At 53.0% G+C, this 26,054-nt stretch carries 29 protein-coding genes and 1 riboswitch; of the genes, 10 read left to right on the top strand and 19 right to left on the bottom strand.

What is annotated here, in order from left to right; all coding sequences use genetic code 11:
• The first annotated feature begins 155 nt into the window (after positions 1-155).
• Genes ACRDCA_RS06585 through ACRDCA_RS06555 form a run of 7 tightly spaced genes read left to right on the top strand, consistent with a single transcriptional unit; the run spans position 156 to position 5,452 of the window.
• The gene (locus tag ACRDCA_RS06585) at positions 156-1,127 is read left to right on the top strand and encodes a phosphotriesterase family protein (RefSeq protein ID WP_438688802.1); all 972 of its coding nucleotides are present in this window, start codon (positions 156-158) and stop codon (positions 1,125-1,127) included.
• A gap of 9 nt (positions 1,128-1,136) precedes the next feature.
• A complete protein-coding gene (locus ACRDCA_RS06580; protein WP_438688801.1) occupies positions 1,137-1,892 on the top strand; it encodes a creatininase family protein in 756 nt (251 codons plus the stop codon).
• On the top strand, positions 1,870-2,304 hold the full coding sequence (locus ACRDCA_RS06575; RefSeq protein WP_438688800.1) for a PTS sugar transporter subunit IIA: 435 nt from the start codon (positions 1,870-1,872) through the stop codon (positions 2,302-2,304). Before ACRDCA_RS06580 ends, ACRDCA_RS06575 begins: the two co-directional genes overlap by 23 nt.
• Before the next feature lie 34 nt (positions 2,305-2,338).
• Positions 2,339-2,620 (top strand): PTS sugar transporter subunit IIB, encoded by a 282-nt coding sequence (locus tag ACRDCA_RS06570; RefSeq protein WP_438688799.1) that lies wholly within the window; start codon positions 2,339-2,341, stop codon positions 2,618-2,620.
• A 2-nt stretch (positions 2,621-2,622) separates the two neighbouring features.
• Positions 2,623-3,933 (top strand): PTS ascorbate transporter subunit IIC, encoded by a 1,311-nt coding sequence (locus tag ACRDCA_RS06565; RefSeq protein WP_438688798.1) that lies wholly within the window; start codon positions 2,623-2,625, stop codon positions 3,931-3,933.
• Between the two features lie 9 nt (positions 3,934-3,942).
• Positions 3,943-4,683 (top strand): sugar isomerase domain-containing protein, encoded by a 741-nt coding sequence (locus tag ACRDCA_RS06560; protein WP_438688797.1) that lies wholly within the window; start codon positions 3,943-3,945, stop codon positions 4,681-4,683.
• 13 nt (positions 4,684-4,696) lie between these two features.
• A complete protein-coding gene (locus tag ACRDCA_RS06555; protein WP_438688796.1) occupies positions 4,697-5,452 on the top strand; it encodes a GntR family transcriptional regulator in 756 nt (251 codons plus the stop codon).
• A 440-nt stretch (positions 5,453-5,892) separates the two neighbouring features.
• Here ACRDCA_RS06555 and dcuC read toward each other — a convergent pair whose 3' ends face one another.
• The 10 genes from dcuC to ACRDCA_RS06505 form a co-directional block, all read right to left on the bottom strand.
• Positions 5,893-7,263, bottom strand: a complete 1,371-nt coding sequence (gene dcuC / locus ACRDCA_RS06550) for a C4-dicarboxylate transporter DcuC (RefSeq protein ID WP_438689019.1) — start codon at positions 7,261-7,263, stop codon at positions 5,893-5,895.
• An 11-nt stretch (positions 7,264-7,274) separates the two neighbouring features.
• Positions 7,275-8,102, bottom strand: a complete 828-nt coding sequence (locus tag ACRDCA_RS06545; RefSeq protein WP_438688795.1) for an alpha/beta fold hydrolase — start codon at positions 8,100-8,102, stop codon at positions 7,275-7,277.
• Between the two features lie 98 nt (positions 8,103-8,200).
• Complete coding sequence (locus ACRDCA_RS06540; RefSeq protein WP_438688794.1) at positions 8,201-9,058, bottom strand: MurR/RpiR family transcriptional regulator; 858 nt, start codon at positions 9,056-9,058, stop codon at positions 8,201-8,203.
• A gap of 159 nt (positions 9,059-9,217) precedes the next feature.
• A complete protein-coding gene (locus ACRDCA_RS06535; protein WP_438688793.1) occupies positions 9,218-10,123 on the bottom strand; it encodes a hypothetical protein in 906 nt (301 codons plus the stop codon).
• 22 nt (positions 10,124-10,145) lie between these two features.
• Entirely contained in the window at positions 10,146-11,192 is a 1,047-nt protein-coding gene (locus ACRDCA_RS06530; RefSeq protein WP_438688792.1) for a porin, read from the bottom strand.
• Positions 11,193-11,661: 469 nt separating this feature from the next.
• Entirely contained in the window at positions 11,662-11,868 is a 207-nt protein-coding gene (locus tag ACRDCA_RS06525; protein ID WP_021180021.1) for a hypothetical protein, read from the bottom strand.
• Positions 11,869-11,964: 96 nt separating this feature from the next.
• Positions 11,965-12,684, bottom strand: coding sequence for a nicotinamide riboside transporter PnuC (pnuC, locus tag ACRDCA_RS06520; protein WP_438688791.1), 720 nt, complete (start codon positions 12,682-12,684; stop codon positions 11,965-11,967).
• Complete coding sequence (locus ACRDCA_RS06515) at positions 12,684-13,436, bottom strand: nucleoside phosphorylase (protein WP_438688790.1); 753 nt, start codon at positions 13,434-13,436, stop codon at positions 12,684-12,686. Before ACRDCA_RS06515 ends, pnuC begins: the two co-directional genes overlap by 1 nt.
• A gap of 43 nt (positions 13,437-13,479) precedes the next feature.
• Positions 13,480-14,178: a Crp/Fnr family transcriptional regulator gene (locus tag ACRDCA_RS06510; protein ID WP_438688789.1), complete on the bottom strand. Its 699-nt coding sequence runs from the start codon at positions 14,176-14,178 to the stop codon at positions 13,480-13,482.
• A 230-nt stretch (positions 14,179-14,408) separates the two neighbouring features.
• Complete coding sequence (locus ACRDCA_RS06505; RefSeq protein WP_438688788.1) at positions 14,409-15,077, bottom strand: DUF3313 domain-containing protein; 669 nt, start codon at positions 15,075-15,077, stop codon at positions 14,409-14,411.
• 1,076 nt (positions 15,078-16,153) lie between these two features.
• Between ACRDCA_RS06505 and ACRDCA_RS06500 the strand changes: the two genes are divergently transcribed.
• Positions 16,154-17,602 (top strand): diguanylate cyclase, encoded by a 1,449-nt coding sequence (locus ACRDCA_RS06500; RefSeq protein ID WP_438688787.1) that lies wholly within the window; start codon positions 16,154-16,156, stop codon positions 17,600-17,602.
• Between the two features lie 4 nt (positions 17,603-17,606).
• Here the strand turns inward: ACRDCA_RS06500 and ACRDCA_RS06495 are convergent, their stop codons facing one another.
• Positions 17,607-17,768 (bottom strand): YnfU family zinc-binding protein, encoded by a 162-nt coding sequence (locus ACRDCA_RS06495; protein WP_438688786.1) that lies wholly within the window; start codon positions 17,766-17,768, stop codon positions 17,607-17,609.
• Positions 17,769-17,840: 72 nt separating this feature from the next.
• Positions 17,841-18,323, bottom strand: a complete 483-nt coding sequence (locus tag ACRDCA_RS06490; protein ID WP_438688785.1) for a cold-shock protein — start codon at positions 18,321-18,323, stop codon at positions 17,841-17,843.
• Between the two features lie 282 nt (positions 18,324-18,605).
• On the opposite strand from ACRDCA_RS06490, the gene cspE reads away from it, so the two are divergent.
• Complete coding sequence (cspE, locus tag ACRDCA_RS06485) at positions 18,606-18,815, top strand: transcription antiterminator/RNA stability regulator CspE (RefSeq protein ID WP_002210315.1); 210 nt, start codon at positions 18,606-18,608, stop codon at positions 18,813-18,815.
• Positions 18,816-19,065: 250 nt separating this feature from the next.
• On the opposite strand, the gene crcB is transcribed toward cspE, so the two are convergent.
• Positions 19,066-19,449 (bottom strand): fluoride efflux transporter CrcB, encoded by a 384-nt coding sequence (gene crcB, locus ACRDCA_RS06480; protein ID WP_438688784.1) that lies wholly within the window; start codon positions 19,447-19,449, stop codon positions 19,066-19,068.
• Between the two features lie 74 nt (positions 19,450-19,523).
• Positions 19,524-19,586: riboswitch (Fluoride riboswitch) on the bottom strand.
• Between the two features lie 273 nt (positions 19,587-19,859).
• On the bottom strand, positions 19,860-20,924 hold the full coding sequence (adrA, locus tag ACRDCA_RS06475; protein ID WP_438688783.1) for a diguanylate cyclase AdrA: 1,065 nt from the start codon (positions 20,922-20,924) through the stop codon (positions 19,860-19,862).
• A gap of 221 nt (positions 20,925-21,145) precedes the next feature.
• On the opposite strand from adrA, the gene tatA reads away from it, so the two are divergent.
• Positions 21,146-21,352: a Sec-independent protein translocase subunit TatA gene (gene tatA, locus ACRDCA_RS06470; protein ID WP_438688782.1), complete on the top strand. Its 207-nt coding sequence runs from the start codon at positions 21,146-21,148 to the stop codon at positions 21,350-21,352.
• Positions 21,353-21,446: 94 nt separating this feature from the next.
• On the opposite strand, the gene lipA is transcribed toward tatA, so the two are convergent.
• From lipA to rlpA, 5 genes are all read right to left on the bottom strand, one after another.
• Complete coding sequence (lipA, locus tag ACRDCA_RS06465; RefSeq protein WP_074027919.1) at positions 21,447-22,412, bottom strand: lipoyl synthase; 966 nt, start codon at positions 22,410-22,412, stop codon at positions 21,447-21,449.
• Complete coding sequence (lipB, locus tag ACRDCA_RS06460) at positions 22,405-23,073, bottom strand: lipoyl(octanoyl) transferase LipB (protein ID WP_025123416.1); 669 nt, start codon at positions 23,071-23,073, stop codon at positions 22,405-22,407. Before lipB ends, lipA begins: the two co-directional genes overlap by 8 nt.
• Positions 23,074-23,208: 135 nt before the next feature.
• Positions 23,209-23,475, bottom strand: a complete 267-nt coding sequence (gene ybeD, locus ACRDCA_RS06455; protein ID WP_021180010.1) for a DUF493 family protein YbeD — start codon at positions 23,473-23,475, stop codon at positions 23,209-23,211.
• A gap of 102 nt (positions 23,476-23,577) precedes the next feature.
• Positions 23,578-24,789, bottom strand: coding sequence for a D-alanyl-D-alanine carboxypeptidase DacA (gene dacA, locus ACRDCA_RS06450; protein ID WP_438688781.1), 1,212 nt, complete (start codon positions 24,787-24,789; stop codon positions 23,578-23,580).
• A gap of 183 nt (positions 24,790-24,972) precedes the next feature.
• On the bottom strand, positions 24,973-26,052 hold the full coding sequence (rlpA, locus tag ACRDCA_RS06445; RefSeq protein ID WP_438688780.1) for an endolytic peptidoglycan transglycosylase RlpA: 1,080 nt from the start codon (positions 26,050-26,052) through the stop codon (positions 24,973-24,975).
• Positions 26,053-26,054 lie beyond the last annotated feature (2 nt).

The following is a 26,054-nucleotide window of genomic DNA, read 5'->3' as shown; positions in this document are numbered from 1 at the left end:
GCTAAAAATGGCTGCGCTTTGCGTGGCCATTGCCATTTATCAAGCAGCATGCTCAACCAGCAATTGGTTAATTTGCGAACTTGATCACTTGACTGATCAACTGATCTTGCCCTATGTTGAAACAACCTTCTTTTCTGTTCCAGGGAGTTGTTCTCATGGGATCCATCCGCACGTTAAACGGTGATATTGCTGCCAGCCAGCTTGGCGTAACCTACAGCCACGATCATATTTACTGTATTCCTCCCTATTGGGCCGAGCGCCAGGATGACGATCTGCTGTTGGACGATCTCCAGGCTTCAGAACGCGAACTGGCCGATTTTCGTCAGGCCGGCGGCAATGCCATCTATGACGCCACCGCCCCCGATTATGGGCGTCAGGTGGTTGCCGTAGCCGAGATGGCCAAGCGCCAGCAACTGCATATCATTGCCACGGCGGGTTTTAACAAAGGGTTCCTGTGGAGCAGCAAACGGCCAGGCTCGACACAAAGCTTTGCCGAGTGGATTGAAGGGGCCTCGATTGATGAATTAGCGGAACACGTCAGCCGTGAAGTTACCGAAGGTATCGAGGGCAGCCAGTATCGGGCTGGAGTGGTGAAATGCGGTACCGGATATAACACCATCTCCCCGTTGGAACGTAAAACCATGGAAGCGGTCGTCAGGGCACAGCAAAGCACGGGTGCTCCGATGCACAGCCACACGGAAATGGGCACCATGGGGTTGGAACAGGCACAGATATTTCAAGGTTTGGGGCTGGATTTGTCCCGCCTCTGTTTTGCTCATATGGATCGTAATCCCGATCCGTGGCTGCACCGTCAGATTGCCAACACCGGGGCATTTCTCTCCTTTGACGGTATGAGCCGCATAAAATATTACCCGGAACATATCCGTACGCAGGCCATTCTGGCGCTGTGCCAACGCGGTTATCAGAAACAAATTCTTATCGGCGGCGATTTCGCCCGTAAATCCATGAGCGCCCACTACGGCAAAGGTGGCCTGGGGCTGAAATTTATTCTGGCCGATTGGCGGCCAAGATTTATTGAGGAGGCACAAGAGGCCGGATTTGATGGCGAAGCCCTGCTGCATGACTTCTTGGTAGCAAACCCGGCGCGCTACTTTGCTTTTGGCTAAGGAGGCGGCATGAGACTGCATGAGCTGAATGAGCAACAGGCCAAACAGGCATTGGCGCAAGCGCAGATCGCGTTGTTGCCGCTGGGCGCGGTGGAACCCCACGGCGATCATCTGCCGTTGGATACCGATAATCTCTTGGCCGAGCGATTTTGTGCCTTGCTGGATGAACAACTGGGCGAGGCTGCGCTCAGCCTGCCGGTGGTGTCCTACAGTCAGGTGTGGTCACTGCGTGGGCACGCAGGGGCGATCGACATTGGTAACGACCTGCTGACGCAATTATTGCTCTCGCTGGCACGCAATATGGCCGGTTACGGCATCACTACCACGGCGGTAATCAATGCGCACTACGGCAATTTTGATGCCATCAAGGCCGCCGCCAGGCAGTTGAAGGAGGAGGGCATCACGCTGCTCAGCTATAGCTGGGCCGGTATGGACAGCTGTGTCCAGCGGTTAAGGACCTCTGCCGTTGCCTATCCCGGCTATATGCACGCGGACGAGGTCGAGACCTCCCTGATGTTGGCATTGGCATCCGAACACGTCGATATGACGTTGGCACGCTCACATTACCCCGAATTCCCAGAGAATTTCCGCTATCAGCCGGTGCATTGGACGGAGTTTGCCGACTATGCCGTACTGGGCGATCCTCGCTGCGCCAGCAAAGAGAAAGGACAGGCGTTTGTGCAGCAGGCGTTGCAGACCACTCTGGCTTCCATTCGTCAGCACTTGGCCACAGGAGGCCGCGATGATCGTTCGTCAGGCAATTGATATTGATAACCCGGCTGGTAACGCTGTGGAAGCCATTCAGGCGGCAGGTCTGGCGCTTTGCCAAGCCGGTGCTTGCAGTGCGGAATATGTTCAGGCGATGGTGGCCAGCTATCAGGAGTTTGGCCCTTACTTTGTGATTGCCCCCGGATTGGCGATGCCACATGCCCGCCCGGAGCAAGGGGCGATCAAGGCGCAGCTGAGCCTGGTTCGGTTGCGTGAGCCGGTCGTTTTTGGCCATGCGGAAAACGATCCGGTTCAGGTTTTGCTGGGGCTGTCTGCCACCAGCAGCGATCGGCATATTCAACTGATCCAGCATATCGTCACCCTGCTGGCGGATGAGAATAACCTGCATATCTTGATGAATTCCCGCGATCCTGAGCAGTTGTATCAACTGATAGCCAGCGCGAAATAAGCAGGCCTTGATGAGTTAACACGGAGTGATGCTAATGAAAATCCTGACGGTATGCGGTTTGGGCATGGGATCGAGCCTGATTTTAAAAATGAACGTTGAGACGGTGTTAAAACTGCATGGGATCCAGGCTTCGGTGGAGCATATGGATGTTTCTTCGGCGGCCTCTGCCAATGCCGATCTGGTGATCACCAATGCCGAACTGGTGGATAACCTGCGGCATCTCGCCTGTCCGGTAGCGATCGTGAATAACTACATCGACAGCAAAGAGATCGCCCAGGCGCTGGAGCAGGCCGGCATTCTGCAACGGGGGAGCTAACCATGAGCGAATTTCTGGGGGTATTGCGCTGGATCACGGTCAATATTTTTGGGGAGGCGTCGATTTTAATCGGCCTGATTGTGTTGCTGGGCCTGGTATTACAAGACAAACCGCTGGCGGATATTGTTTCCGGCACCTTGAAAGGCATTTTGGGGTTTCTGATTATCGGCGCAGGGGCGGGGATTATTGTCTCGGCTCTGCTGATTTTCCAACCCATCTGGACGGAAGTCTTCGGCCTGAGCTCAATGAATCTGACCAACATTATCGGCCAGGTACATTTCACAGAACGCTATGGCAGCAGCGTGACCATCGCCATCGCCGGCGGGTTTGCACTTAACCTGTTGCTGGCTCGGCTGACGCGCTTTAAGTATATCTATCTGACTGGCCACATGATGTTCTGGACCACGATGATTTTTGCCGGGGTGATGGTCAACAGCAACCCGGCCATTTCCGGTCTGCAACTGACGCTGATGCTGACGGTGATTATGGGCGTGTACTGGACGTTGCAGCCCGCGCTGGTGCAACCCTGGGTGCGCAAGATCACCGGCAACGACAACGTGGCGTTGGGCCACACCTCGGCCTCCGTCGCCTTGCTGGGGGCGTTGTTTGGCCAACTTTTCGCGGCTAACAAGATCAGTTCTGAAGATATCAAGGTACCGAAAAAGCTTGGTTTTCTGCGCGACTCCAACGTAGTGACCGCCCTGACCATGTCGCTGCTGTTCTTTATTGGTACCTTTATTCTGCAAATCAAAGGAACGCCGAAAGCGGCTGAAATCCTGGCGCAGTCTGGCGATCTGAGCTTCTACATCTATGCGTTGAAACAGTCGCTGATGTTTACCGGTGGCATTGCCGTGGTCCTGCTTGGCGTGCGGATGTTTATCGGTGAAATGGTGCCGGCGTTTAACGGCATTGGTTCGCGTTTGGTGCCCGGAGCCAAGCCGGCGCTGGATTGCCCAATCCTGTTTAACTATGCCCCTAATGCGGTGGTGCTGGGCTTCGTCGGTGCCTTTGTTGGTTCACTGTTGTGGCTCACCCTGATCGGCCGCTATACCGGCTACGTCTTTATCCCCAGCATGATTGTCATTTTCTTCCATGCCGGTACGGCCGGGGTGTTTGGCAATATCACCGGAGGTTATAAGGGGGCACTGCTGGCTGGATTTATCACCTCTACCGTGGTGGCCTGGGGGCAGTATTTCTGCGTCAGTTACTTCATCAGCGACACCATTCCTGATACCGCCTTGTGGGCCGGTGACAGCGATATGTTTGTGCTGGCACCGTTGATCGCAGCGCTAACCCGACTGCTGACATTCTGAGGAAAAGCCATGAGCAAGGCATTGACCCAATACTACGAGCAAATCCGCCAGAAGCTGGCCCAGTTGGAGCAACAGCCTGACACGCTACGGCGCGCCGCAGAAGTGATGACCGAGACGGTGCTGGCCGGTGGGGATCTGTTTGTGTTCGGCGCCAGCCACGCCGGTATTCTGGCGGAGGAAATGAGCTATCGGGCCGGAGGGTTGGCTATCGTCAATCCGTTATTTACGCCGGCATTGATGCTCAATGTCCGGCCATTGACGCTGACCAGTGCGGTGGAAAACGTTGAGGGACTGGGGCGGGTGCTGATAGAGCAATCGCCGCTGAAAGCGGGGGATACGTTGCTGATCCACTCGGTTTCCGGTCGTAATGCCATAACCATCGATGTTGCGCTGGCCGCGCGGGCAGCGGGCGCCAAGGTGATTGCCATCACCAGTCTGGCTACCGCTGCGCGGGTGACGTCCCGGCACTCCAGCGGCCAGTTGCTGGTGGATATCGCCGATATCACCATTGATAACCAATGCGAGTATGGCGATGCCGCCGTCAGCCTGCCGGGATTGGCCCAAAAGGCGGCACCGTTATCGACCATCATGGGGGCGACGATCGCCAACAGTCTGGTGCTGCGGATCTGCGAACTGATGCAGCAGCAACAGCGTACGCCGCCGATCCTGGCGAGCGCAAACATAGACGGCAATCATCAGATAAATCAGGATATACTTGACGCTTACAGGAGCCAAATACACTACCTCTGAGTGGAGCACGAGTATGTTTGAGTCGGATGGATTGCCACTGTATCTCAGGATAAAGGGTATTATCCTGCAACGGATCATCACCTTTACCTATGACGATAAACTGCCCGGTGAACTGTTGCTCGCCGATGAGTTTAAAGTTGCCCGCGGTACCATCAAGCAAGCGATAGATTCGCTGGCCAGCATTGGCATGGTGCACCGGGAGCAGGGTAAAGGGACCTTTATCAATCGGGATGCGTTGCATAAACATTACACCGACCTGCCGGATGTGCTGCTGACCTTCAATTCGGCCAAGCCGGTTGAGGTAGAGATCCTTTCCCTGTTATCGACCATGGCTAATCAGCAGGAGGCCGAGCGGATGAATCTGGATTTGGGTCATCAACTGATGCGTCTTGAGCGGTCATTTATGCAGGGGGGAAAAGTGGTGGGTCACTCGATCACCTACTTGAATGGCCGGGTGTATAACGATCTGAGCCATGTTGATGGCAGCAGCCCGTTGTATGAACAGCTGCGGGAAACGTTTGGTTATTCCCCAACCAAGGCGACGGAACGTTATTTGCCGGTGATCTGCGATGCCAAATTGGCCAGTTTGTTGAATATCGAACCAGGTTCGGCCTTGTTCAGAATAGAGCGTACGGCCAGCAATCTGGACGATGTGGTGCTTGAATACAGCGTCACCCATACTCAGGAGGCCGCTCTGTCGTTACAGATCGTCGCGAATCAGAGCGTGGTGAACCAGCAATGGAACTGTACCATCAATAAGGCTCAGTGAAAGATCCGTCCCCTCTTAGCAGAGGGGAGCAGGCCAGGTTAGACCATCGGCCGGATGTAGTCCCACAGGCGTTCCCAGTTAATCAGCACCAATACCACGGCGGCAGCAAACAGAATAAACATGATCTTTGAGAACATGATATCAACACTCCTTGTTAATAAATTCGGGATTTTTCCCCTCACCCTAGCCCTCTCGCGCAAGGAGAGGGAACCGATCGAGTTCGCTGAAATACTCCTGCTTCCCGAAGCAGCACAGTCTCATCCACGACGCCGGGCAGCTTGGGGGGAGGGGTATTTTTAGGCAGTGTACAGGGGCTGAACGAGGCGATATAGAGGTGGCAGCAGAATTCGGAAAAGACTGGGTAGGTAGTCAAATAATGGCCAGTCGGCGAGGATTTGATGATAGGGCAGAGATTTCCCTGCCCGAGTCTTAAGAGCACGCTAATTCAGGATACCGTTTAGCACCAGCATGGTAATCATCCCTCCCGCAGCCGGGATCAGCGTACGGCGGACGATCATAAACGGCGAGCACTCACCGGCTTTACTGACGGCAATGATCACCCCGGCCACCGGGGAAATCGATCTTCCCATCCCCGCCATTAACTGCATCGGCAGGATCATGCTGACGGCACTCTCGCCAAACTTGGCGGCAATGCCAGGAGCCAGCCCCGAGAAGGAGAAAAATGCAGCCACGCCTGAACCGGTCAGCGCGGCGGTCACGCAGACCAGCAGAGCCATCACTATTGTCATACTGCCAAAACCAAAGCCCGCGGTCTGAACGGTGTGGATAATGAAGTCAACGGCCCCGATAATCTGCAAGCCCTGGGCGAAAACGTCGGCACACACTAACAGGGAAACGATGCTGGTAAACATGGTTCCCATGCCTTTGAAAAATACCTGCACGCCCTTGCAAGCAACTTTGAAATCCCGCCTGACCAGTAATTCGCAGAAAAATGCCAGCAGGGTGCCGATAATCATTGCCGTTACCACGTCAATCTTGATGCTGCTGACCACCAGCGGGCTGAAGACGATCACCAGTATCACCGGGAATACCGGCAGGAAGGCGTAGAAAGCCGGCACCTTGGCCAAGTCTTCGCTGGTCTGCTGCTCTACTTGCTGTTGGGCGACGATATGCCCGTCCTTCGCGTCAAAGTAGCGTGCGGTAAAGAAGATCAGTACCGCGACCGCCAGCATCACGCCGGTAGCGACCGGCAACTGATAGTGGGCAAAGTAGACCGCAGTTTCCATACCGGCGTGTTTGGCTGCCAGGTTGGCGGTACCCACCGCCGGGCCGAGATCCATAAACGCCGACATACCGATCATTGAGGCGGCGGCGGCCTTACTGACCCCTAGCCGCACCAAGACCGGGAAGAAGGTGACCAACAGCAGCATCGCCAGGCCGGCCGCGCTGGAAATCGCCACGTGCAGCAACTGGGATAACACGTAGCCGATCGCCAGGATCAGATAAGGCGCCTTGATCATCTGCAAGGGTTTGATACACAGGTTCACCATCGAGTTCGAGGCTTTGATGTGATCCATATAGTCGGCAAAGCCACCTGCCGCCATAATGATCAAACCAATGCCCGCCACCTGGGTGGTCAAAGACTCTTTGACGAAGGCGAAAATATCGCCGCCTACCCAGCCGATGGATTTTGCCTTGCCGTACAGTATCGATTGCTCAGGAAAGAATAGCGCCGTGATCAGCAATAAACTCAGCCCGGCCAGCAACAGCACCGTTTGCGGCTGGTAGTTTTTGATAATAAACCAGGCCGCCAGTACGGTAACGATCATCCCGATGATAAATCCAGCCATCATTGCCCCCTTTATGCGTGATTGGCGAAAAACTCATGCAATAGCTTGTTGTAATAATCCGGAGCCTGGAAATAGGGCGCATGTCCCATGCCGGGCATCTCGATATGCTGGGTATAGGGCACCAACGCCAATAGGTCGGCTTTCAACTGCGGTTGTACCACCGTGTCTTTTTCGCCCGTCAGGATCAGCGTTGGCATCCTGAGCTGCGGCAATAGCGGGCGGTTGTCGGCTAGCTGCAACATGCGGGTGGCACGCCTCAGGCCTTCCAGGTTGGTGCCTGCCGCAATTTCTGCTGCATAGTCCAACACCGCCGCAGGCACCTCCGGGAATGGCAGTAGATCCCGTGCGCGGTTTCTGCCGTAGGCTTCGCGACCGATTTCGGCCAGTTCTTGCAGCCGTTTTTCCAGCTTCTCCGAGCTGGGCGCGGTCTCCGGTGCGCCATAGCCGGGATGGGTGCAAGACAGCACCAGGTTTTTCACCCGCTCGGGATGAAGAGCGGCATAACGGCTGGCAACGGTACCGCCCATGGAGTGCCCGACGAGGGAAACTTTCTCTGATCCACAGTGTTGCACCCACTCATGCAGCATCTGTACGAAAGCATCGATATCGGCGGGAACCAGCGCAGAGTCGGCATAGCCCGGCGCATCCCAGGCCATGACGCTGTAGTGAGGAGCAAAGGCGGCAAACTGGAATGGCCAGGCTTTGGCGCTGCCCAGAATACCGTGTAAAAAGATCAGGGTTTCACCCTCACCACAGGCGCGGAAAGATAAATTCCCCTGCGAGGTACGCAGAATTTGCTGTTCAGGGCAAACAGGAATTGCGCTGTTTTCACTGCTCATGATAAAGCCTCTTTTTATGCAATAGGTGTTCGTCACGGCGTTAGGGAACGCCGTTGATGATCAATAAAAATAAACTCAGGGGAGGTGTGGACGTAATATTATTTATTAAATACGTTAAACGCCTCAAATAACGATTCCATGACATGGAAATTGTCGTTCAGTTCATGACTCTTCACTTCGCCCATAAAATTAACCAGGGCTTCAATCAGCACGAACCCGGCGCTACGGCTGCTGAACAGCCCGCTGTGCTGGCTCTCCATCAGCAACATGGCACTGGCGAAGTGGCTGAACGGGTTGACCGCTTTATCGGTGATGACGATAGTATCCCCGCGGTTTTGGTAGAACCATTTGATCAGCCGCGTCGTCACGCTGGAAAACCGGTAATAAGAGATCGCCAGCAGCACATCGCCTTTTCTTGAGTCGATGAGTTTATGCGGCAAGTTGGCAATATTGGCATCCAGCAGCACAATGTCTTTTTTAATATAGCGGCCAAGCAGATAAAAATATTCGGCTAAGGAGTGTGCCGTTGCGCTGCCAATCACATAAAGCCTTTTTTGCGGATCGCAGATTAGCGCGATGGTCTTTTCCAAATCCTGCCGATTGATATTTTTCAACGTACTGTTGATATTATCGGTGATCTCGCTGCAATGTTTTTCAATGTATTCAATACCGTTTTTTCTGTCCTTACTGTTGTCGAAACGTTCGATGGGAGAGATGTTTCTGCGTTGCTCAGGCTCGATAGTTGACTCTTTGAAGTCACGAAACCCCGTAAAGCCGAGCTTCATCATGAATCGTCCCAAGGTCGACTTGGCTATGTTGATCTCATGGCAAACATCAATCACTTTGCTGTAGGGAATGGATTCAAAATGCTTGTCAAAATAGTCGATGATCCGCCGATCCGTGTCGGTCAGATTATCAATACCGGCAATACGTTGAGAGAATTCCGCTCTGTTCATGTCCGTTTCCCCTCTACGTAATTTCATCCTTCATTAATAACAAAACCCAAGGGAGAAAAAAGGGGAATCAAAAATTCCCTTGTCAGAAGTGTGTGTCATCTCTCATTCCCTTCTGACCCGCGCTACTGCCCGCCCAGGCAGCAGCGCGGGCTCCGCGAGTTACGGCTTGGCCTTGAAGTCACCGTGCTGTTCAAACCAGGCAAATTGCTCGGCACCGTAGGCAGACATTTTCGAGCCGCTATGCCCTACGTCGGGCAAGGTGGTAAAGCGCCAGTTGAAGTCGACCTTATAGCGTTTGGCTTTCTGCTGCGCCGTCAGGAAATAGTTTTGTGCCCGGGTTAACCGGCTATCCCCCTGAGCCATGGCTTCATAAGAGCGACGCAGCAAGGGGTGGTAGGGATCGTTATCTTTTTCGCCAACGGTGATCAGCACCGGTTTGGCAAAGTAGTCGGCCAGCTGCTTTTGCGTCACTTTTACCGGCGCTTTGTCCAGGCCGTACGGCCAGAGGTTTTCCACATCTGGCATGGTCCACCATCCTGCTGCCGCACAGATGGCGGCTTTGACGTTAGCCTCCGGCACCAGGGTCAGCATGCGGTGAACAAATTGGCAGCCAGCGCTGTTACCAAATAAATAATAGTTCTTCTGCTTGGTAATCCCTTGTTGTTGCAGGTCGGCAAACAGGTCATCAATGACCGTGAAGGCCCATTCTCCTTTGGGGTTGGCCTGGTGGGTTTTGGCATTTTCTATATTGCCCAGATTATAACCGTCATTGCCGGGGTAATCGGCTTCGGAGAAACGCGGGGCGATGACGATAAGTTGGTTCTTCTTGGCATTTTCTACCCACGAATCACGATACTCAGCGGCATTACGGTTCAGACCGGTCAGGACAAAGACCACCGGCGTGTTGGCATCGGCACCAGGGGGTTGGTAGCTGAAGACTTCCATCTTCTTGCCGGTTTGTGGCACGGTAAAATCGAAGCTGCCGCTCTCTTTGGGCAGTGCGGCAGCGTGGCTGAGGTTGGCACACAATGCCAACACGGCGAATAAACTGAGTTTGTTGTACATGTTTTCCATCCTTGTGCGGTGATTAAAATTCGTAACGTAACCCAAGTACCCACAGGTTTTCTGCCGAGTCATAGCTTTGCCGATCGTCATAAATGTAGGTAGCAGAAAGGTGGACGTCTTTTTTCAGTCGGTATTCCAATTCGGAGATCCACTGTTTGCGATGGGCATAATCATTCTCGGATTCTATCAACTGAGAGTAACCACCGCGCAGTGCGACTTTGCTGGTAAACCAGTATTCAGCCAGTGAGTCGAAAGCATCGTAATCTTTGTCCGGCTTGCCAGTTTGCTGATAGGTTTGACGGCCAACGTTAATACCGAGATATCCCTTGCCGTAATTGAGGCGTACGCCTGCCCCTTTCTGGGTGTAGTCAGTGTAGTTGCCGCTCAAGGTGGTATTCTTGGGATCTTTAGTCATTTTCTGCCAGGCAATCACCGGTTTGATTTTTAGTGGCGTGCCCATCACCGGCAGTTCAAAAGCATAGCCCAGGCTGGCCATGTAGCCATCGTCAACCGTGCTGTCACCTGCGCCATTGCCCATGACGTAGGCAGTGCGAATGTCTAGCCCTCCATGGGTATATTCATATTGTAGTGTGCCGTCCTGACGGTTCCATTGATAGGAAGAGTCGATACGTGTGCCAACCCAGTTGGAGTAAACGTTAGCCGTGTAGTTCATATAGCGATCGGTGATCCCCATCCACTGATACATCGGGTTTCGCGTACGACCCACCATGAATTTACCCAGATCTTTACCGTCGATGCCGATATAGCCATAGCGGATATCCCAGTTATCTTCGGTGTTCTTGGTGTCATTCTTTTGCGTGTTCACCTGCCATTCCAATTTGCCGAACAGGCCAAACTGTTCATCCAGCTGTTGTTTGGCTTCAAAGCCCAGCCGGCCGGTCAGGTTGGTGGCATTGGTATGTTCTGCGGTCCATTCATTGCCGGTTTGCGCCTCGATACGGCCATATATATCGAGTTGTGTTCCTTTACTGTTATATACCGTTACCGCCTCGGCGGCGCTGGTGGCTAGCAGGGCAGGGAAGAGTAGGGCCAGAGGTATTATCTTCATTTTATCATCCTGTGTTAAATAAAACGTTTTTCTTGTTATTTTTTATAAAAATAAGGCGTACTAAAGCGACTCACTGAAAAACATCATGAGCTGTGGGATAAGCGTTAATTTATCTAACGCTTTGTGCGGTAGGTGATGAGTTTTCTTTATTTAATAACCAGCAGATAATAGCTTGCCAATGAGCAGCCTACGATGCACATGATTTCATTCTGCTAAGAAGTTAAAAATTGCTTTTTTAGTTATCGTCCTCCTGGTGATTAATTTATACCCTATAGGAAGACGAAAGTTGTTGTGAACGGGAATCAACAATTCCCTGGTTAAATATGTGAGTGCTGACACATAGTTAAAGTCAGGGAGAAAAATAGCGGGTGAAATGAAGGGTATTGTTCTTGGCAAGGAGGAGACAATTTACCAATAAAAAGCCCCCGCACCACGTGGATCGTGCAGGGGCTTCAGCAAGGCAAGGACGTTACTTCTTCTCTACGGCTGCCTGAATGGCGTCTGCCAGAGAGCTGACGTGCTTTTCTGCCGTTTTCAGCTGGTATTCGACACCGTTACCGTCGTTGGTGTCGGACAGCGTGGCTTTCAACAGTTCCAATGCTGCCTGCACCGCCAGTAATCTGCGTTTTTGCTCTTCAGTTGGAGCGATCCCAGAGCCAAAATAATTCTCTAACATATTCATTTCCTTTCGCTAGACCTACCGAAATGGCAGACAACACAGGTTACATGGGGGGGATCCCCACCATTTTCAAGGCATTGCCCTGAGTTCTGCCTATGGTTCCAACGGTTTTGAGCCATTTTGGCGCGCACTGTTGATCCAGGCAAACGAACCCATCAGCGCAATTACCGTCAGTAAAATATACTCCAACGACATGGCATATACCCCCTGGATGGCGTAAATCACTACGCTGATCACGTCGATCACCACCCACAGCAGCCAGTTCTCTACGTATTTGCGCGTCATCAGCACCATGGCGGCGATTGACAGTACCAGCATGGTGGAATCCCACAGAGGGAAGGCGTCTGGCTGCAGCTCAGGCATCACTACCGACAGCCCCATTCCCTGCATAATGCCGATGGCAATGCGTGTCAGCACGGCAAACACCGGATCGATAAACAGCGACATCAGGCCGATGGCTACCACGCAAACTACCAGCAGCGTGAGGGCCTTTTGCCGTGGCAGCCAACGAATTTTCAGTGCGGCTTCATTATTTTCATTCTGACGGCTCCAGGCGTACCAGCCGTACAGGTTGGCGACGAAGAAAAACACCTGTAACAGCAGGCTGGCATATAGCTGGATCTGGAAGAAGATTGCGGCAAACAGCGTGACGTTAATTAAACCAAACAGGTAGTTGATAATCTTCTCTTTGCTGGCAAACCAGATGCACAGCAGGCCAAACACCGTACCAATGGCTTCGATCCATGACAGCGCATAGCCGCCTTCGCCCAGAGGAATATTGACCATGACGTTATTGATGCTGAAGAAATCCATTATTGCGTCCTCTCAAGATGATCCTGATACAGCGTTTCGAGTGCGAGCACGATTTCGCGTTCCTCGCCACGTTGGCAGCAATGCTCCTGCTGTTGATAGTCGTTGATGCTCTGCTCCAGGTAGCCCTGATGTTCCACCACCACGTTCAGGATAGAAGCAATGCGCATATTACGCAGTGCGCCAACGACCATTAGCGGGGCGGTTTCCATATCGGCGGCGAGAATACCCTTGGCCGACCAAAAATCGGTGATCTCCTGTTCCCGATCGGTGTAGAAACTATCATGGCTACGGACATAGCCGCAGTGCGTGCTGTATCCCAGCTTTTTGGCCTGCTGGCGCAGTAGGTAGACCAGGCCACTGTCGGCACTGGCCGGGTAGGCCGCAGGAATATAGGCGTTGCCGGTGCCTTCGTCGCGCACCGCCGCGCTGGCGATCACCAGATCGCCCAGTTTCATTGCGGTTTGCATTGCGCCGCAACTACCAATGCGTATCAGGCAATCTACGCCAATCTGATGCAGTTCTTCGGCGGCGATGGCCGTCGATGGGCCGCCCATGCCGGTGGAAATCACCAGCACTTCCACACCACGAAACCAACCGCGTAGCGCCCGGTATTCGCGGTTTTGGCCAAAATCTTCCACCTGCTCCAGAAAGCGGGCAACGTGTTCGACGCGTTGCGGATCCCCCGGTAACAGCGCGTAATGGGCGTGGGTCATCTGCCGGCTAAGCCGGATATGGGGTTGTAGTTGAGTCATCGAACTTACCTGCGTTTATACGGGTTGGCGCTATGGCCAAAAATTAAAACCCGGCCTGTTGGTGTAAGCGCGCTGGGTCAACCACCGCAATCCGTTCACCATTGACCGTAATAATCTGCTGCTCGCGCAGTTCAAACAGGATGCGGTTAATGCTGCGTGGGGCTACGGCAAACTGTTCGCTGAGCTGTTGTTTATTAATGGTGATCTCTTCACTTTTGGCTCCCTGGTGTTGGTAGCTTTGCCACAGCGCATGACAGACGCGCTGGTGCAATGAATAGAGGCTGTCTTCGCCGGCTTTTTTCGAGAGTTGGTAGTACTGGCTGCTGAACGACTGAATGATTTTCTGGTTGAAGTAATTGTCGACCGTCAGCCAGTGGCAGAAGTCGGCGCGTGAAAGCGTCAGTAGCGTCACCTCGCTGGTCGCTTCAACCGAGCAGATATACGGCCGTTGCTCAAATATTTCCAACTCACCCAGCATATCTCCGGCATGGTAGCGCGCCTGTAAATATTTACGCCCGTCGTCGGCGTGAATAAATACGTCTACGTTGCCCTGGGCGATCAGGTGAAATTCATCACAAATTTCATTCTGTTGGCAGATCAGCGTGCCTGGCCTGACTTGCTGCAACTGCCAGCGGCGTAGAATAGCCAACGGACAGTATTTCAGCAGGTCGTAAAGTAGCGCATCCCCGGTGACTAACTCGATAACGCTCAGCCACTCACTGTTTTTTTTGTCGTTCTGCATAGCGCTAACTATAAAGTTCTCCGGCAGGTAAGGACAGGACGCCAGTCCGACGGCAAGAGTAAAAGAAGGGTAAAACTGGAAGCTGGCTCTGATATTAGAATATTGGCCGGGACATTTGTCCCAACTTGTTTATTGGCAGGGTGGTGGTGTGATGGCGCTCACAAATAACATGGGGAAAGTGGGAGAGGAAGGCCGATGGGGAAACTATTCCCCATCGGTTGTCGCACAACTTACTGTTTAGGGAAGTTCACAATGTCCGTCACCATATCATCAATGGCTTTCTTCACGTCGGCCAAGGTGATTGGGGCGTTTGCGTTACTGACCGTTTTACCCAGGCTTTTACGCACTACGGCCATCACCGTTTTACCGGTATCCTGATCGACCAGTTGGATTTCCATGAATAACGCGGTGTCTTGCGTTCTATGCCCGCTGGCCGCCATGCTGGTGGCGATCACGGCAGTCACAGGCAGCACTTCATAGAATTGCACATCTTCGTTTTGTGCGGTGACCGCGGTAATGGCGACTTTAGCGATCAGCACACGTTTACCTGCTGGGCTAGGCAGCAGGGTAGTACGCTGTGCCACGGCATTTCTTAGCGTGGTGCTGGCGTATTCTCTAATCTGATCCAGCGTTTGCTGACTTACACGCTCAGTCGGTTTGGCCGGTGGGAAGAATACCAACGGGGCAATATAGATGCCACGATAGTTAGACTCTTTAAAATCAGGGGAGATCCAGCGCAGCACCTCATGCCCGCTGGGGGTAGTCACTTTTTGCAGTTTACTGTAGTCCTGCAGGAAGCCAGAATACTGGGTGGAATCTGCGACCTTGGAAGAACATCCCGCCAACAACATACCCGCAGCCAAAACGGCCGCGGCAACGCCAAAACGATTTTTTTTCATATACTTCCCATCATGAAGTAGGTTTAGTTGTGCCTGAAAAAATATAGCACCATCCGGTAGAATAAGACATTAGATAGCTCTTACTGGAAACGGTGTTGTTACAAATTAACTTTTGTTGTTGCGGGGATCACAGGTTAATAAACTTCGGCGGTATGGCTTGGGCCAAGGGTTGTTATGCAAGGGGCAATCGACGCGCTACACGCGTGAAAGAAAATATGTTGCCATTGGTTACAATTAATCACCTGCCAGAGTGAAAAATCGCAGGTTTGTCAGTGCCTTCCATCAAGCGTTACATCTGTCGCATCATCCTTACCCAGGCATGACAATTCTATACACTCGCGCTGGTAAAGTGATTTCAGCCCGATGATGTTGTGTTAGTCCTGTAGTGTATTACCATCCCTTTGACTTTATCCCGCCTTGTGCGGGATTTTTTTTGCCTGAACCAGAGGCTGGCTTAATGCGTTAGCCTTCCCGACAGTGATGAGATATCGCGGGAGGTTTTTCCGTTCAAGCGGGGAGGGGGGCCGGTGCGATCCACTTTTTCTGCACAATTGCAGGTTATGATAAACCGGTTATTAGCCCGTTTGGGTTGACACTGCATTTCGTAACCTTGTGCCCGGTTCCTAGCCGGGCTTTTTTACGCCCAAGGCCTGCTTAAGCTTGGTGCTTTACAATCAGCCACCGCGCAGGCCTCTGAGCTGCGTCGTAACTGTCAATTTAGCGACTGCCCACGCCATTTTGCGGGCTTTTTCCATTGCGCTTCTGTTAGCGTTGCTGGAAAATAACCATCCTCTAGTGAGAAGAGTCTTAATTTATTCCCCTTTAATTTCCCTTTGTTGGCTATTTTTGTGGTGTTAACAATTTAGACTATGCTTTTAACAATCGTTTTCGCTGAACGGATGAGTCTTGAGAACATCGCTTTAATTTTCAACGGCGAATTAAACTAATAAGGCATGTTCGGCTTTTTAATTGATTTGATTGATCATTTTAATGTGGTGCTGTCGCTCATTGTTACTTTTGGGGAAAGAAAGCATGCTTATAGTCAGTTTTGTTATCATTGCCTCGCGGGTTATTTCATGAGCAAAGAAGTACAGGTTAAACAGCGTTTGCCAGCGACGGTTCTGCTGTTCAATGTATTTTTACTGGCCTATCTGCTTTCCTTATTTGGCATTTTTACCCGCCCGTTAGGGTCACTTTCGCTGTTTTGGCCAGTGAATGCCATTTTGCTTGGTTTGATGCTGCGCAAACCAGGCTATGCGACGCCACTGGGCTGGGGAGCAACCTACCTTGGCATGATCGCCGCCGATCTGAGTACCGGTGAAAACTGGCCATTGGCACTTTGGCTGAATGCCTGCAATATGGCGTTGATTGCCACCGGTTATGCCGTGATGTTGATGTTACCCAAGTCTCAACGCCGTATGGGTAAGCCCCAGGCGATCCTCTATATGTTTACCGCTTGCCTGCTGGGGGCCGCTTTGTCGGCAACGCTTTCGGTGCTGCGTACGGACAGCCAGTACAACAATACGCTGATCGTTGCCTGGGTATCCTGGTTTAGCGAACAGTTCTCTACCAACCTGTTAATCCTGCCGGTGGTGCTGGCCGCACCACGTTTAAAGCAGCTGCTGCGCCTGCAATTTGGCTGGCAATGGCGTGCCAGCATGCCTCTGCTGGCGCTGTTGCTTTCGCTGACGCTCAGCGTGTATATCGGTGGGCCGGGCGCGATAGCCTTCCCCATTCCCGCACTGCTATGGTGCGCCGTGCGTTACCAATTATTTACCGTCACCTTGCTGACGTTTCTTACTGGCGTGACGGAGATTGTCAGCATTTCTGCCAATCTGATGTTATATGAAACGCCGGGATCGCGTGGGGCGGTGATGGATACCCTGATGTCGGCCCGCTTGGGGATTGCCATGCTGGTGATGGGGCCATTGATCTTGTCCAGCTCGATTGCCGTGAGCCGTAAACTGCTACGCCGGCTGGAACACAGTGCCAACCACGACTTCCTGACCGGGGCGTTGGCGCGCAGTGCGTTAACGCGTAAAGGCAGGGAAATGCTGGAGGAGAAGCGGCGTGCCAACGAGCCAGTGTCACTGCTGTTAATCGATATCGACCACTTCAAATTGATCAATGATACCCACGGGCACGCCATCGGTGACCACGTTTTGGCGGCATTCGCCCATATTCTGCGGCGGGAGCTACGCCACGATCAGTTATTTGGCCGTCTGGGGGGCGAGGAGTTTGCCATTATGCTGCCCCGGGTGCTGGGAACGCAGGCGGTAGCTTTGGGGGAATATCTGCGCAAGCGGATAGAAAACGCTGAACTTAACCCCAACGGTAAGGCACCGTTGCGGATCACCATCAGCGTGGGGGTGGCGAGTTTAGCGATAAATGAGATGAAGTCGTTGGAGCAGTTGATGAATATGGCCGATATCGCGTTGTATCGCGCCAAATCCCAGGGGCGTAACCGCGTCGAATCGTTTAACCGGGTCAGCGGTAACGGCCTTAACCATGTGATATTCAAATAGCCTCTTAACCCTGTTTAGGCGTGAATTGTGTCCCGCAGTTAGGGCAAATCAGGGTGCTGAGTTTACGCAGTTTTGAACATTGCTGATCTGTGACATACGCACATTTTGGGCAGGCAATTTGAGTGGTGCGGTTATTGAAACCTTTAACGCTGGTAGATTCAGACATGGTGCGTACCTGTGTCAGGTGAAAACCCACGCTAACACAGGTGCTATTAAATTGCTTTGAATGTTTTCAGCGTTACAGGTTGTTTAACGCTTCCAGCGTTTCGTCGATATCGACTTCATGCTCGGAGAAGGTATGTGTCGCGTTCTGGAAGGTGGTGATCGACAGCATACGCAGCGTTTCCGTGGCCTGCGGCGGTGCTTCGGCCACCTGCGGGCGGATGCGGTTCATCAGCAACCCGACGGACAGCACGGTATTCTCTTTATCAACCTCCACCTTGACCGGCACTTCTTTGGTAAAGGTAGTGAAGGATTTGATGCTGGAGATTTTAATTCTCTCGTTGGCAATGGTGATGTACTTGCTTGGCGCCTGTACCTTCACCGCATAGGCCGATGGCCCTCTGGTGTTATTGGTCGGCTCAAAAGTCACCAGCGCGTTTTTCTTAATCAGCTCTGGGTTTTGCACTTTAATCACGTGAAAATAACGATTTTCCCCGTTCTCGTCGGTGATAAAACCGAAGCCTTTGTCCTCAAAAAAAGTCGTTATCTTGCCGTTCATGGTCATTCTCATCAGGTCGTTCGTAACAGCGCTAATGATAGCGCGTAATGCCGCGCAGTGACAGAGGAGCGGTGTTTCATCGGTGACTCAACGGTTTTTTGGCGGTTCGGGCTGCTTTGGCAATCTCTGGTAACCGAGGACATCAATTTACATCGCAAATAACCGACTTTTTCACTTTTTATCGATTTTATGTGATCTGTGTTGTGGACAAAATCCCGTCTAATTGCTGTACTGTATTGGACACACATTCTGTGTCTTACATTCACGTTAAAGGTATGTTTGATGTCTAAGATTAAAGGTAGCGTTAAGTGGTTTAATGAATCTAAAGGTTTCGGCTTCATTACTCCAGAAGATGGTAGCAAGGACGTTTTCGTTCACTTCTCTGCCATCGCTAGCAATGGTTTCAAAACTCTTGCTGAAGGCCAGCGTGTAGAATTTGAAATCACGAACGGTGCCAAAGGGCCATCTGCTGCTAACGTTATCGCTATCTAAGCTACAGTAGCCAAAATTGTTAAAACCCGCTCCATGAGCGGGTTTTTTATGCGTTTTTTTCAGACCGCGGGAAGATCTACTGAAACAGATAAAGCTTGATGAAGGCCAGCACGATCAGCGCGCACGCTAAGGTGACAATCCATTCAGTGGTGGTTTTTGGCAGGCTAAACATTCAATTCCTCACTCAGGCCAGGTTACTGAGCGAGGATTATCCCGATGGCAGCTTAAGACAACATTAAGCTGCGCGAGTTTATTGGCCGTAGAACGCTCTGACCAGCATAAAGGCCAACAGGGTCATGGCCAGCGAACCCGCCAGGTTGAGTAGCATATTGGTGACGGCCCAGACCAGGCGTCCGTCCTGCAACAGATAAACTACTTCGAGCGAGAAGGTGGAGAAGGTGGTCAGCCCGCCGCAAAAGCCAGTAGTGATCAGTAGTTTCCACATCGGATCAATGTGCGTCATACGGGTAAACAATGCCAATGCCAGGCCGATGATAAAGCCCCCTACCAGGTTGACCGTCAAGGTACCCAGCGGAATATGTTGATGCAGAGGATTGAGCTTAAGACTTACCGCCCAACGCAACACGCTACCCAAACCACCGCCAATAAAAACTGCCAGTAAAGAACTCAACATGGTGTTAAAACCCTTTCATAAAGAGGGAAGATGTTCAGAAAGGTTCAGGCACAGGCCTACGCACCTCTCTGAGAGGTTACGTAGACATCATCAGCCTGCGAAGGCGGTTATGGAGGAATGTCATCTCCGTCTGTTGGCACGAAGCGATCGCGCCTGGCAGATTTTACACCTTGTTGTTGACGTTTTGTAGTGGCGGGTGAAATCGGAGAAACTGTTCACTGGTGTTGTTATTTCCCCTCACCCCAACACTCTCCCGCGATACCAGCGGGGTATCCCATTAACTCTGGTTTAGGGAGAGCGGGCTAGTCCTGAGCCGTAGTCATAAACAAGCGCTAATTTGTGGCACGTTCAGCCCCCTCACCTTGTAACTTTACCAACTGATTAATCTACCAACTTAATAAGCTAGTGAGCTAGCATTGATGTTCGGCTCGTTCCTGGCGGTTACGGCCATTGTTTTTTGCTTTGTACAGCGCGATATCGGCGGCTTTCAGCCACTCTTGGTAGCCGGGCATCTCGGACTGATAATCGGCGATTCCAGCGCTGATATTCAACTTTAGTCCCGGAGCTTCACGGAAAACCACTTCGTTCAGGCGTTGCTGAATGCGGTGGAGTGCCAGGCTGGCCTGTTCGGCGCTGGTATTGGGCAGCACCGCGCCAAATTCATCACCACCATAGCGGCCAACGATATCCACCGCCCGTAGTCCCAGCACCAACTCTTCTGCCAGCACGATCAGCGCCTCATCCCCCAGTCCATGGCCAAAGGTGTCGTTGATGGCTTTGAAATGGTCAATATCCATCAGGATCAGCGTCGCCGTGTGGTTATAGCGTCGGCAGCTATCGAACTCATTATGCAGCAGGTGTTCCCAGTGGCGGCGGTTATACAGGCCGGTCAAACCGTCGCGCATGCTGATACGCAATAACTCCTGCTGCTTTTCTGCCAGCCGTTTGGCGGTTTGATAGGTCACGTAGCCCAGGAATATTGGATAGATGAAGATCATTGGCAGGCACAGATAAACCTGCAACGGCGTAGATTGTGGCGTAAAGGGGAACCCCAGCAGCGCACTGGTTGCCAGCGCCCCGACGATTTGTGCCACCAGTCCTTTAACAAACAGGGAAGGCCCGCCGGAGGCAATATTGTTCATTCCCATCATCGACAGGATCACCACCGCAGGCAGTGCATTGAATTGCATGATGGCGATCCACATACCGCCCAGCAGTGCGTCGATCAGCAGGTTGCGGATCTCGGTGGCATAGGTATTTTCACTGCGGATGGCCCACTGATAAGCGATATGTGGCCAGATAAAGCCGTTAATCACCAACAGTATCCACACGCCAATCGGCGGGTGCAGCGGGTAGAGTGCCGTGAATACGCAAAAGAAGCCAATCCCCAGGCCGACAATACGTGGCAGGTAGAGTCGCCTGGCGAAGTTGAGGCCTGAACGTCGGGTGTTAATAGCCGATGGAGCTGTTGGCATCCAATGTTTCCCTGTGATGAACTGAGCAACCGAGCTGGCGCTGGAAAAAAGCAAAGGAGTAAAATATATGCCCTATAATCTAAGCATAGAACATCTCGGGTAGATCTCATCCTGTTACATGTTGTTGTTGTTTCAACCGCGAGAAAGTCGCTAAATACCTGCAGACAAAGTTTGTTCCCGCGCTGCGCCCTTGCAGCCATTAATGAATAAAGAAGGTGAATATGGAAGGTATCAGTATTACCAAGCTACTGGTAATTGCGGTGTTGATCGTGTTGCTGTTCGGTACCAGCAAACTGCGTACTCTGGGCGCGGATCTGGGTGCGGCGCTGAAAGGCTTTAAAAAAGCGGTGGGTGACGACACCCCTCCGGCACAGAACACGGCTGAAACCCCAGTGGTACAGCAGAGCGTCGAAAAGAAAGACGTCTAACGCCGTTTGCTGTTAACCAATAAAAAACGGATGCCGCAAGGACATCCGTTTTTAGCGTTTTTAACCGCCGAAGCGTAACAAAAGATTACCGCGTTTACTTCACTTCCAGCCCTTTGGCCTGCAGGTCTGCATGATAGGACGAGCGCACAAATGGGCCGCAGGCAGCATGGGTAAAGCCCATTGCCATCGCTTCTTCTTTCATTTCGTCGAACTCCGCCGGGCTGACATAGCGCTGCACGGGCAGATGGTGACGGCTTGGCTGCAGATACTGGCCCAGCGTCAGCATGGTGACGCCATGACGACGCAGATCGCGCATCACTTCCACGATTTCCGCGTTGGTTTCACCCAGGCCAACCATCAGGCCCGATTTGGTTGGGATCGACGGGTGGGCTTCCTTAAAGCGTTCCAGCAACTTCAATGACCACTCGTAGTTAGCCCCTGGGCGTACCTGGCGATAGACTCGCGGCACGTTCTCCAGGTTGTGGTTAAATACGTCTGGCGGAGTGGCGGTGAGGATCTCCAGAGCACGATCCATACGGCCACGGAAGTCTGGTACCAAGGTTTCGATTTTGATGTTCGGGCTTTTGGCACGGATGGCGGTAATGCAGTCGGCAAAGTGCTGTGCGCCACCGTCACGTAAATCATCACGGTCAACCGAGGTGATCACCACATAGCGCAGTGCCATGTCGGCAATGGTCTGCCCCAGTTTTTCCGGTTCGTTGGCATCGGGGGCTACCGGGCGGCCGTGGGCCACGTCGCAGAATGGGCAACGGCGGGTACAAATGGCACCCAGGATCATGAAGGTGGCGGTACCGTGGTTAAAGCACTCAGACAGGTTCGGGCATGAAGCCTCTTCGCACACCGAATGCAGACCGTTTTTACGCATCGCGGCTTTGATACCTTGGATGCGCGTAGAGTCGGCAGGGAGTTTGATCTTCATCCACTCGGGTTTGCGTAACAGCTCCTGGCGTTCGGTGACCACCGTTTTTACCGGGATCAACGCCATTTTGTCTGCATCGCGGTACTTAACGCCGCGTTCCATCTGAATCGGTTTACTCATAATCGTGCAGGTTCCAGTTACGAAGCTCGACCGTCTGGTAGCCGAGTAAATGTACAAATTCCTGTACCAGAAGGGGATGCACATCGGCAATCCCGACACCTGGTGCCAGCGCGCTGACTTGTGTCATCTGCATTCCGGCATAACCGCAAGGGTTGATGCGTTGGAAAGGGGTGAGATCCATGGCGACATTCAGGGCCAGGCCATGAAATGAGCTGCCTTTGCGGATCCGCAAACCTAATGAACAAATCTTTTGTTCACCCACGTACACGCCGGGCGCATCCGGGCGCGCGCGTGATTCGATCTTGAAATGGGCGAGGGTATTGATAACGGTCTCTTCCAAGGCCGTGACGAGTTGGCGCACACCCACTTTATTGCGTTTAAGATCCACCATCACGTATAGCACCTGCTGGCCGGGGCCGTGATAGGTGACCTGGCCGCCGCGATCGCTCTGGATCACCGGGATATCGCCAGGCATCAGCAGATGTTCTGCCTTACCGGCCTGGCCCTGGGTGAACACGGCCTGATGCTGCACCAGCCACAATTCATCGAGCGTGGACTCGTCGCGGTGATTGGTGAAGCTGTGCATGGCTTGGGATACAGGCTCATAGGGCTGCAACCCCAGCTGACGGAGAATGATCGTATTGTGTTGCAAGCGGGGCATCGTCAGGTTACAGAAGTGGTAAAAACATTATACCGGGCGCTCCGGCCCGCGACCAGCATTTATCCCTGGCGAACCAGGGCAACCCGGGCAACGGTGGCGTTGATCCAGGTTGGCTGGCAGGGAGTTATGCTGTAATTACAGCACCATACGGACAATTTCAATGTTGCCCAACTCTTCATATAACGTTTCCACCTGATCGATATGGGTGGCGGTGATGGTGATGGAAACGGAGTGGTAGTTGCCTTTGCTGCTCGGTTTAACCTGCGGGTTGTAATCCCCTGGAGCATGGCGCTGTACCACTTCAACCACCTGGTCTACCAGCTCGGGATGTGCCAGGCCCATTACCTTGTAGGTAAAGGTACAAGGGAATTCGAGCAGTTCGTTCAGTTTAGTTTTTTGCATGTGGGTGCGCTCCAGCTGTGGCGGATCTCTAAATTATAACTCCCGCCGGAGCGGGAGTTAGTGTTAATTGTTATATGGGGCTGAAATCAGCCGATTCAAGGGTTAGCCGAACCAGTGATGGAACATCAGGCGGATATAATCCACGATACGGCCGAAGAAACCCCCTTCTTTCACTTCGTTCAGCACCACCAGTGGGCGCTGATCGATGGTTTTGCCATCCAGTTGGAAGTTGATGGTGCCGACCACCTGGTTTTTGGCCAGTGGGGCATGGATTTCCGGCGTATTTAGCACGTAGCTGGCTTTCAGATCTTTCATGCGGCCGCGTGGGATGGTCAGGTAGGCATCTTTGTCTACGCCCAGCTCTACGCGATCGGCATCACCGAACCACACGGGTTCAGAGGCGAACTCTTTGCCTGCTTTCAATGGCGCGACGGTTTCAAAGAAGCGGAAGCCCCAGGTCAGCAGTTTCTTGCTCTCGGTTTCGCGGCCTTTGTAGGTACGGCCACCCAGCACGGCGGAGATCAGACGCATCTGGCCTTCGGTTGCCGACGCCACCAGGTTATAACCCGCCGCGTTGGTATGGCCGGTTTTGATCCCATCGACGTTCAGGCTGGTATCCCACAGCAGACCGTTACGGTTCAGCTGACGGATATTGTTAAAGGTGAACTCTTTTTCTTTATAGATAGCGTATTCGTCCGGCACATCGCGGATCAGCGCCTGGCCGATCAACGCCATATCACGCGCCGAACTGAACTGACCTTCAGCATCCAGGCCGTGTACGGTCTGGAAATGGGTGTTTTGCAAACCGAGTTGCTTAACGTAGGTGTTCATCAGGTTAACGAACGCATCCTGGCTGCCAGCGACGTAGTCAGCCATCGCGACGCAGGCATCGTTACCGGATTGCAGGTTGATACCACGGGTCAGCTTGGAAACCGGTACGCGGTCACCCGGCTTGAGGAACATCAGAGAGGACCCTTTGAACACCGGGTTGCCGGTGGCCCAGGCGTCCTGACCGACGGTAACCATATCTTCCTGGCCAATCTTGCCGGATTTCAGCGCCTGGCCGATGACGTAGCTGGTCATCATTTTTGTCAGGCTGGCTGGGTCGCGACGTGCATCGGCGTTAGATTCCGCCAACACTTTACCGGAGTTGTAATCAATCAGGATGTAGGCCTCGGCATCAATCTGCGGCACACCCGGGATCATGGTTTTAATATTAACGTCGTCTGCGTGGGCAACTGACGCTGCGCTGAGCGCGATGGCCGTGCCAAGCGTGAGGCTTTTGATTAAGCGAAAAGAGGTTACCTGTTTCATGATCGGGACTACAACACCGTAAAAGTTAAGTGAAAAAACGAGTCACACTATAGCAGACGGGGCCTTGGCAGGCATTAGCCATTCGGCCGACAGAGGGGGGTTTACACAGATTTACCTGAAAGAAAATGTTTCAGGAAGGTAAACGACCTGCTGTCGGCGGCCTAGCCCAGCCAAGTTTCACGGCTAGGGTGCAGCGGTAATAAAGGACTGTTGTTGTGCCTCACTGGCCAGGCGCTGTTGCAATTGCGCTGCCTGCTGGCGATTGCTGAACGGACCAAGCTGCACGCGATAGACGGCCCCGTTGGCGTCAACCTTACCGGGAACGCCAAACTGCTGGCTCAGCTGTTGTTGCCAGCTTTGCGCACGTTCGGCATTGCTCAGGGCACCTACCTGGACGACATAGCTGCCGCTGGCACTACTGGTTGCCGCGGCGCTGGCCACGACCGGGGCGGCAGTTGGCGCGCTAATCACCGGCTGAGGTTCAGTACCCTCCAAGACGCCAGGGGCTAACGGCTGCGGTGCACCAAGGAAACCGCCGCTGCGGCCGCTGGAGGCGGCAGGGATATTGTCATTACCGCTCATGCTGTTGCTGTCCATCGTTTGCACGGCAGGGGCGGCAACCGGTGCGGCTTGCTGCATCTGCGTGTCCATACCGCCGCCGGAATCGAGATCCGGGCGTGGAGGCAGGGCGTAGCTCTGTTTGGCGACGACGGTACCCACGGTGCCTGGGCCGCTCAGGGTGCCGTCTGGGGCGACGCTGATAAAGTCGACTTTTACCTTGGTGTTATTAGACAGATTGAGGCGATCGGCCGCGGCTTTGGACAGATCAATAATCCGGCCTGGGGTGTAAGGGCCACGATCGTTTACGCGCACCACCAGTTGACGGCCATTGGCCAGGTTGGTGACGCGCACATAGCTTGGGATGGGTAAGGTCGGATGCGCAGCGGTCAGCGCATTGGGATCGAACTGTTCACCAATGGCGGTGGTGTTACCGTTGGCCTCTTCGCCGTACCAGGCCGCCAGGCCGGTTTGCGAGAAGTTCTGCGGGTTCTGCACGATACGATAAGTGTCGCCATTAACCTTATAATCCTGCATCGTGCCAGGGTTATAGGGTTCATAGTGAGGCTCCACGCCGCCGATTTCGGTCACCGGGCCGTTGTAGGCCTGTTGCACCGGTGCCTGTGTTTCTTCCGTCGTGGTCACACAGCCGGAAAGTAATACCGCAGCAGCAACCGCGCCGACCCAAAGCCATTCCTTACGCATTG

It is taken from the genome of Serratia sp. (in: enterobacteria) (assembly GCF_051654945.1).
Taxonomy (GTDB): Bacteria; Pseudomonadota; Gammaproteobacteria; order Enterobacterales; family Enterobacteriaceae; genus Chania.
Note: the sequence above shows the minus strand (reverse complement) of the source record. Positions and strands in the feature narration are given on the sequence as shown.